The organism is Mycobacterium sp. TH-M11 (assembly GCF_057473725.1).
Map to the genome: position 1 here is coordinate 1 of NZ_JBYCLD010000270.1, position 8,353 is coordinate 8,353.

Annotated in this window: 8 protein-coding genes; 4 read left to right on the forward strand and 4 right to left on the reverse strand. The window is 64.2% G+C overall.

Annotated features, from left to right (window positions below):
• From AC2VOG_RS11030 to AC2VOG_RS11040, 3 genes are all read left to right on the forward strand, one after another.
• Positions 1 to 1,719: prolyl oligopeptidase family serine peptidase (locus tag AC2VOG_RS11030; RefSeq protein ID WP_486939934.1), on the forward strand; the 1,719-nt coding region annotated here is incomplete at its 5' end.
• Complete coding sequence (locus AC2VOG_RS11035) at positions 1,716 to 2,396, forward strand: LpqN/LpqT family lipoprotein (protein WP_486939935.1); 681 nt, start codon at positions 1,716 to 1,718, stop codon at positions 2,394 to 2,396. The genes AC2VOG_RS11030 and AC2VOG_RS11035, both read left to right, overlap by 4 nt.
• 2 nt (positions 2,397 to 2,398) lie before the next feature.
• Entirely contained in the window at positions 2,399 to 3,301 is a 903-nt protein-coding gene (locus tag AC2VOG_RS11040; protein ID WP_486939936.1) for a crotonase/enoyl-CoA hydratase family protein, read from the forward strand.
• A 17-nt stretch (positions 3,302 to 3,318) separates the two neighbouring features.
• Here the strand turns inward: AC2VOG_RS11040 and AC2VOG_RS11045 are convergent, their stop codons facing one another.
• The 4 genes from AC2VOG_RS11045 to AC2VOG_RS11060 all read right to left on the reverse strand — a co-directional run bounded on the left by AC2VOG_RS11045 (position 3,319) and on the right by AC2VOG_RS11060 (position 7,768).
• Complete coding sequence (locus AC2VOG_RS11045) at positions 3,319 to 4,569, reverse strand: class I SAM-dependent methyltransferase (RefSeq protein ID WP_486939937.1); 1,251 nt, start codon at positions 4,567 to 4,569, stop codon at positions 3,319 to 3,321.
• A 38-nt stretch (positions 4,570 to 4,607) separates the two neighbouring features.
• Positions 4,608 to 5,186, reverse strand: a complete 579-nt coding sequence (locus AC2VOG_RS11050) for a fasciclin domain-containing protein (RefSeq protein WP_486939938.1) — start codon at positions 5,184 to 5,186, stop codon at positions 4,608 to 4,610.
• An 80-nt stretch (positions 5,187 to 5,266) separates the two neighbouring features.
• Positions 5,267 to 6,997 (reverse strand): cytochrome c biogenesis protein DipZ, encoded by a 1,731-nt coding sequence (locus tag AC2VOG_RS11055; protein WP_486939939.1) that lies wholly within the window; start codon positions 6,995 to 6,997, stop codon positions 5,267 to 5,269.
• Between the two features lie 108 nt (positions 6,998 to 7,105).
• Entirely contained in the window at positions 7,106 to 7,768 is a 663-nt protein-coding gene (locus tag AC2VOG_RS11060; protein WP_486939940.1) for a fasciclin domain-containing protein, read from the reverse strand.
• A 149-nt stretch (positions 7,769 to 7,917) separates the two neighbouring features.
• Between AC2VOG_RS11060 and AC2VOG_RS11065 the strand changes: the two genes are divergently transcribed.
• A partial coding sequence (locus tag AC2VOG_RS11065) for an NAD(P)-binding protein (protein ID WP_486939941.1) occupies positions 7,918 to 8,353 on the forward strand: 436 nt, incomplete at its 3' end.

The window sequence follows — 8,353 nt, forward strand, 5'->3', positions numbered from 1 at the left end:
GGCGCCATCGTCATCGAACCCGAATTCGACCGCGCCCTGGTCAATCTGTCCCGAGGTGGCGCCGACGCGGTCATTGTGCGCGAATTTGACTTGCAGAAGCGCGATTTCGTCGATGGCGGATTCGAGCTGCCCGAAGCCAAGACACAGATGAGCTGGGAAGACCCCGACACCGTGCTGGTGGGCACCGACTTCGGGCCCGGCTCGCTCACCGACTCCGGCTATCCGCGCATCGTCAAACGGTGGCGGCGCGGTACGCCCCTGGCCGAGGCGGAGCTGGTTTTCGAAGGCGCGAGCACCGACGTCAGCGTCGGCGGATCCACCGATCGGACAACGGGTTTCGAGCGCACCTTTGTCTCCCGATCCACCGACTTCTGGAACAGTGAGCGCTACGAGTTGCGCGGCCCCGAACTGATCCGGATCGACGTGCCCTCCGATGCGAGCAGCGTTTCGATCCACCGCGAATGGCTCTTGATCGAACCGCGCACCGACTGGGAGTTCGGCACCGCGACCTATCCGGCCGGTTCACTTGTGGCGGCCAATTACGACGAATTCCTCAGCGGTGGGCGTGAACTGACCGTGGTCTTCGAACCCGATGCACACACCTGCCTGCACCAGTACGCCTGGACCCGCGACCGGCTCCTGCTCGTCACGTTGGCCGACGTCGCCAGCCGGGTCGAGGTCGTCACACCGCCCTCGCGTGACGACGCGCTGCGCCCGGCTTCGCCGCGCTTGCGATCGTCACGAGGCAGTTGGGAGCGCACACCGCTGGCCGGAATTCCGCCGGCGACCGAGAGCGTGATCGTCGCCGCCGACGACACCGGCGACGAGTTTTTCCTGGACTCCAGCGGCTTCGACAGCCCGTCGCGGCTGCTGCGCGGAACGGGCAGCGACCAACTGGAACAGATCAAATCCGCACCGGCTTTCTTCGACGCCGAAAACCTTTCCATAGCGCAATATTTCGCGACGTCGAAGGACGGCACCGCGATCCCGTACTTCGTCGTCCGGCCTGGCGGCATCGACGGGCCCGGGCCGACGCTGCTCTACGGCTACGGCGGATTCGAGAACTCCTACACCCCCGGCTACAGCCCGGTGATGGGCCGGCTCTGGCTGGCGCGTGGCGGCACCTACGTGCTGGCCAATATTCGGGGCGGCGGCGAGTACGGGCCCAACTGGCACACCCAGACGATGCGCGAGGGCCGGCACCTGGTCGCCGAGGACTTCGCTGCTGTGGCAACCGATGTGGTCGATCGCGGAATCACGACTGTTTCGCAACTCGGGGCCCAGGGCGGTAGCAATGGCGGCCTGTTGATGGGCATCATGCTGACCAAGTACCCGCAGCTGTTCGGCGCACTGGTGTGCCAGGTGCCGCTGCTGGACATGCGACGCTTTCACCTGCTCCTGGCGGGCGCTTCCTGGGTCGCCGAGTACGGCAACCCCGACGACCCCGACGACTGGAGATTCATCTCCGAATACTCGCCCTACCAGAATGTTTCGGCTGACACCGAATACCCGCCGGTGCTGATCATGACGTCGACCCGCGACGATCGGGTGCACCCCGGGCATGCCCGCAAGATGACCGCGGCGTTGGAGGCCACCGGGCATCGGGTCTGGTATTACGAGAACATCGAGGGCGGCCACGCCGGCGCGGCCGACAACGCGCAGACCGCATTCAAATCGGCGCTGGCCTTCTCGTTCCTATGGCAAATGTTGGGTGGTTGACGGCACAAGTGATGAAGGCGTGGGGTGGGGCAATGCATGTGCCGTACCTGCTGGCTGCGACGGTGGTGACCGTGGCGGTGCTGGCGGTGCCGGGCTGCTCGAAGGTGATCACCGGCACCGCGGCTCGGGATCCTCACCAACCACCACGCAAACCCACTGATTGCGAGCAGGTTTCGGCTCCCCTGACGCCCATCGCGCCCCGCGCCGCAGGCGAGCCGCAGCTGAAAATTCCGCAGCCTCCCGGTTGGGAACAGGCATCGATGCTGGACCCGGAGATCATCCGCTTCACCATGCGGAACAAGGGCCTGGCGGCCAGCGACTTCATGCCCACCGCCGTCGTGACGCTCGAATCCGTGCCCGGCGCCGACACCGACAACACGACGATCTTCGACCAGGAACGGGCCGCACTGGTCGACCGTCTCGGGGCCACCGGGCTGCAGATCGCCGCGACGACCCGCTGCGGAGACGAGGCCCAGCTCGTCGACTACGACGCCCCCGGCATGGGCCGGATCCCAGCGCGCAAGGCCAAGACGCTCATGGTGGCCAACGCTTTCCACTCGATCACCTATGTGGCTACCGTCACGGTGCAATCCACCGATCCTGACAACGCCGTGTATGCCCGGGACGCCGATACCGTCCTGACCGGGTTTCAGATGCTCCCGCCGGAGGCGAGTTGACAATGTCGACAACCAATTTCGAGACCCTGCTGTACGTCCGCGACGGATCCGTCGCGACCATTACGCTGAACCGTCCCGAGCAGCTCAACACCATCGTGCCGCCGATGCCCGACGAGATCGAGGCGGCCGTGGGCTTGGCCGAGCGCGATCCGGCGGTGAAGGTGATCGTGCTGCGGGGGGCCGGCCGCGCGTTCTCCGGCGGCTACAACTTCGGCGACGGCTTCCAGCAGTGGGCCGAGGCGATGAACACCGACGGCCGCTGGGATCCGGGCAAGGATTTCGCGATGGTCAGTGCCCGCGAGACCGGTCCGACGCAGAAGTTCATGGCGATCTGGCGGGCCTCGAAACCGGTGATCGCGCAAATACACGGCTGGTGTGTCGGCGGGGCAAGCGATTACGCGCTGTGCGCAGACATCGTCATCGCCAGCCAGGACGCCGTGATCGGCACTCCCTACAGCCGGATGTGGGGCGCCTACCTGACCGGGATGTGGCTGTATCGCCTGAGTCTGGCCAAGGTGAAGTGGCATTCGCTGACCGGTCGGCCGTTGACCGGCGTGCAGGCCGCCGAGGTGGAACTGATCAACGAAGCGGTCCCCTTCGAGCGACTGGAGGCCCGCGTCGCCGAAGTCGCCGCGGAGCTGTCACGAATCCCGTTGTCGCAGCTGCAAGCACAGAAGCTGATCGTCAATCAGGCCTACGAGAACATGGGCCTGTCGTCGACCCAGACGCTGGGCGGCATTCTCGACGGCCTGATGCGCAACACCCCAGAGGCGCTGGGCTTCATCGAGACCGCCGCCACCCAGGGTGTCCGCGCCGCCGTCGAGGGCCGCGACGGGCCGTTCGGCGACTACAGCCAGGCTCCGCCGGAGTTTCGGCCCGATCCGTCGCACATCATCACGCCGTAGTACGCACAGCTGCGCACTCATCGACACGCGTGGCTGTTGGTGATCGCCACAGGTTTGCCCAGCAGGATTTGGTCGACTCCCATGCGACCGTGCGCGAAGGCCAGCCTGCCGCCGGCCAGGTAAAGACGCCAGACCCGGGCTGCCTCCTCGCCGATCAGCTCTACGGCAGCATCCCAACGATTTTCGAGATTTTCGATCCAGGCGTCGACGGTGTGCACGTAGTGCGAGCCCATCGCTTCGACCGTAATCGTCGCCAAGCCGGCACCCTCGAGTAGCCCGATCGTCTCCCCGAGTGGGCGCATGTGCATGTCAGGTGCGATGAACGCTTCGATGAACGGACCGCCGCCCGGGTGTCGGCCGCGTCGGGACATCTGCTGGATCAGCACTCGCCCATCCGGCCGCACACAGTCATGCAGGACGCCGGCAAATGTCGAATAATGCTGCTGGCCAACGTGTTCGCCCATTTCAATTGATGCCGCAGCATCGAATGGCCCGTCGGTGAAAGACCGGTAATCCTGAACCCTTATCTCGACCCGGTCGGCGAGTCCACGCTCCGCGAGCACGTCGTCGATATAGGCCTTCTGTTCCTCTGCCAACGTGATACCCACGACCTGCGCGTCGTAATGCTCAGCGGCATGCAGACTCAGCGCACCCCAGCCACACCCGACGTCGAGCAGCCACATGTCGGGTCGCTCGTCGAGGCGCAACTTGCGGCAGATGCGGTCCAGCTTGTCCTGTTGAGCTTGCGCGAGCGTGGGTTTCGTTTGTGACGGATCCCAGTAGCCGCACGAGTAGGCCATCGAGGGGTCAAGGATCAGCTGATAAAACGCATTCGACAAGTCGTAGTGGTGGCTGATGGCCGCCTTGTCGCGGGACAGACTGTGCAATCGGCCACGCAACCTGGCCTGGGTGGCTGGAGGCGACAGCGGAATACCGAAGGCGCCCAGTCGGAACGCCGCCGCGCTCAGTCGTGCCAGCACGGTTGCCGACGGCTTGATCGGCGTGAGTCGCGTTTGGGTGACCTGTGACCACACGTGGTCCAACGCGGTGACCAGATCGCCGTCGACGTCGAGGTCACCAGATACATAAGCCTGAGCGGCACCCAGTTCTCCGGGGCACCAAAGCATTCGGCGCAACGCTGCTGGACTGCGCAACCAGACGACGGGTGCGTCCGCGGGCCCGGAGACGCTGCCGTCCCAGGCGATCAGCCGTACTGGCAGCGCGCCACCGATAACCGGCTCGATGGCGGCTGCCAGTACGGGTGCCACGGCGGTTGCCGTAGCCGCCGAGTTGCCGTTGGGAGGCGTCACTGAGGCGGCATCAAGACCGTGTCGATCATGTAGACCTGCGCGTTCGCCGTGGGAACACCACCGCAGACCAGGCCGGCATTGTTGACCCGCAGGCCGTTACCGCTCCCGGTCACTTGCACCGCCGCACCCTGGACGGTGGGATGCGAACCGTCCACCTGCGCGGGGCTGAGCTGCCCCGGAACGACGTGGTAAGTCAGGATGCTCTTCAGCAGGTTCGAGTCGGTCTTGAGTTTGTCGATCGTGCTGGCGGGCAGCTTGTTGAAGGCGGAGTCGGTCGGCGCGAAAACGGTGTACTGGCCGCTGTCCAACGTATCGACGAGATTCACCTGCGGGTTGAGCTTGCCCGAGACGGCGGCGGTGAGCGTGGTGAGCATGGGGTTGTTCGACGCCGCGACCGCCACCGGATCCTGCGACATACCGGATACCGAAGCGGGGCCGTCCGGGTGCATCGCCGCGTAGTCCGCGCAGCCCGCGCCGATCAAATCGGGTGCCGCTGTGGCGGGCGCACAGGTGGCGAGGGCTAAGCCCACCGCGGCGGCAGCAGCCAGACCGGTCACTTTGATATGAGTGTTCATCGCGTTTCAAGCTCCTCATCGTGGATAGCTGACATGGGTTGTTCGGAGCCGAGTGGAGTCTGGATTGGCCGCGGACCCGATCATCCGTAGGTGAACGAGAACACCTGCAGCCCCTTGCTGGCCCGCACCTCGAGTGATCCGCGAGCCACCTCGTTTGTCGCGACGATCTGGTGTGACGTCGGTGGGCCGCCGACCGGTACGGACGTCGTCTTGCCGTCTCGGGTGACGCTGAGACTGCCCGTTCCCCCGACAACGATGTAGACGTCTTTGGCGAGGTAGTTGAGCTTGATGCCGGCGGAATCGCTATCCGCGGTCGCACCCTGGTAGTCGAGGGTCCACGGGCCCTGTAAGGCGAAGGAGTTGTCCGGAAGGGCTGGCGGATAGGCGAATTCCGCCCGGCCCTGATCGTAGACGCCTGTTCCGGCGTAATTGGTCATCTTGCCGACACCGAAGTACGTCTCGGGTGTCAAAGTATGCGTGGGGGTGGTGTCGGGCGCATCCACCGGCGGCGGCAACACCACTCCGGGATGCGCGGCGATCAGGAGCTCACGAATCACGTTCTCGGTGCCGTTGTAGTCACCTTCGCCGAACTTGATGTGTCGCACGATGCCGTTGGCATCGATGACGTATTCGGCCGGCCAGTAACGATTTCGGTAGTTGGTCCAGGTCGAGTAGCTGTTGTCCAGTGCCACCGGGTAGGTGATGCCCAGATCAGCGATACCCTTTTTCACGTTATCGGTGACTTTTTCGAAGGCGTACTCGGGAGTGTGCACGCCGATGACGTCGAAACCCGCGTCGTGATAAGCCTTGTACCAACCCTCGACGTGCGGGATCGCGCGTTGGCAGTTGATGCACGAGTACGCCCAGAAGTCGATCAGCACCACCTTGCCGCGCAGCGCATGCAGATCGACCGGCTTGTCACCGGGTGTATTGAGCCAGGCGGTAATACCTGTGATGTCTGGCGCTTGACCGCAATTCTCCAACTCTGCAGAACCGTCGTGGCAGTTGGACAATTCTTTGTTCTGGTCGTTGACGATGCCGCCGAGATTGAGCGCTTGCTGGACTTTTTTCTCCCCGCCCAACTTGTTTTCCAGCGAACTTGTGTAATCGGGTAGAGCGCGCTGAAGGGCGGCGGGCAGGTTGAATACGAGCGCCACCGCTAACAGCAGGGTCACGATTCCTGCTGTCACCCGAATTTCACGCTGACGGCGACGAAAAGCACTCACCCGCTCGGCAACTCGTTGACCAGCGAGCGCGAAGAACAACAGTGGTACTGCGGTGCCGAGCGCGAAGCCCACCGTCAGCACGACGACCGGCAGACCGATATTCGCGGTAGCACCGGCGACCACGATCGCGGCCAGCACCGGCCCCGCGCATGGAACGTAGAGAACTCCCAGAGCCAACCCGAGACCAAAACCGCCTGCGCGCGTGGCGATCTGCTGCTGCGGAATCCGGGCGAACGGCCGCTCCAGAAGTTGCTCGAATCGCGGGAAAATCAGGCCGAGGCCGATCGCCGCCAACGCCGCAAGCGCCACCCAGCGGATCACGTCCTGCGGCAGGTGCAAAAGCGACAACAGCGTGGAACCGACCAGCGTCACTACGCTGAAGCTCAGTACCAGCCCGCCGATTACCCGATACGGCCGTCCAACTTCACGTTTCGTCGCTACCGCACCCGGGTCACCCTCGGCGCCCTGATTACCGGAAGCGCCCGAAGTACCCGAGAAGAAAATCACCGGTAACACCGGCAGGATGCAGGGCGAAATCCCGGTGATCAGACCACCGACCAAGCCGATCAACGCGAGGGACAACATATTTAGTATTCGCTACCACATCCGGCTTGGATCGCTCGATGTGGCCCACAGATGCGATAGGACAGCCCGGCGAACCGGGCTGCCCTACCTCGCAACGACTCGCGACCGCTACTGACTGGGTGGCACCAGCACAGTGTCGATCATGTAGACCGTCGCGTTGGCGATGTGCACCCCTCCGCACACCAGACCGGCGGCGTTGACTTTGAGGTCGTTGCCCTGCCCCACGACGTTGACATCGGCGCCCTGCAACGTCTTGTGCATGCCATCGACCTTGTTCGGGCTCATCTGGTCTTGCACGACGTGGTAGGTCAAGATGCTCTTCAACTTCTCGGAGTTGGTCTTGAGTTCGTCAATCGTGGCCGCCGGCAATTTGTCGAAGGCGGCGTTGGTCGGCGCGAACACGGTGTACTGACCGTTGTTGAGCGTGTCGACGAGATTGACGTTCGGGTTCAACTTGCCCGACAGCGCCGCGGTCAAGGTCGACAGCAGCGGGTTGTTTGATGCCGCCGTCACGACCGGATCCTGGGCCATTCCGGACACCGATGCCGGACCGGTCGGGTGCAGCGCGGCGTAATCCGCACACCCGGAGCCGATGAGGTCGCTGGCTGGTGCAGCCGCAGCGCTGGTCATGGCTGGTGCCGCAGAACTACTCATCGGCGGCGCGCTGGTCTGTTGTGCACTGTCGGATTTGTTGCTCGAACATGCCGAGAAACCGACCATCGCGACTGCGGCCAGACCCACCGCGAGCGTCTTGCTCCGAACGTCCTTCATGCGCTTTGGCTCCTTTGTCAAACGTGCCGGCGACACAGCGGCCGCCTCCTGCGGAATGGACATCTGGCATTCGGAACAACGGTGGCTTTGGATTGCTGTGCGGCCTCGATTGAGGGCATCCGTCGGGGCGGTAGCTCCGAATACCCGGTGTGCTGAAGACGTCGGTACGGTCCATTGCGGTGATCGGCAGCGGGGTTGCCGGCCTCACCGCGGCCTACGCCTTGTCCGGTTCCAACCGGATCACCCTGTTCGAGTCCGACACCCGACTCGGCGGCCATGCGCACACCCATGTGGTCGACGGTGGAGACGGAACCCTCGTCAACGTGGATTCGGCGTTTCTGGTGCACAACGACCGCACTTACCCCACGCTGTGCCGACTGTTCTCCGAGTTGGGCGTGACCACGCAGGACTCGGACATGTCTATGTCGGTGCGGGCCGAGGAGTCCGGCCTGGAATACGCTGGCGCCCTTGGCTTTCACGGACTCTTCGCCTCGCGCCACTCGCTGCGACCACGTTATCTGTGGATGCTTGCCGAGATCCTGCGGTTCCACCGCGCCGCCGGCCGGTTGCTGCGCCACGGCGACG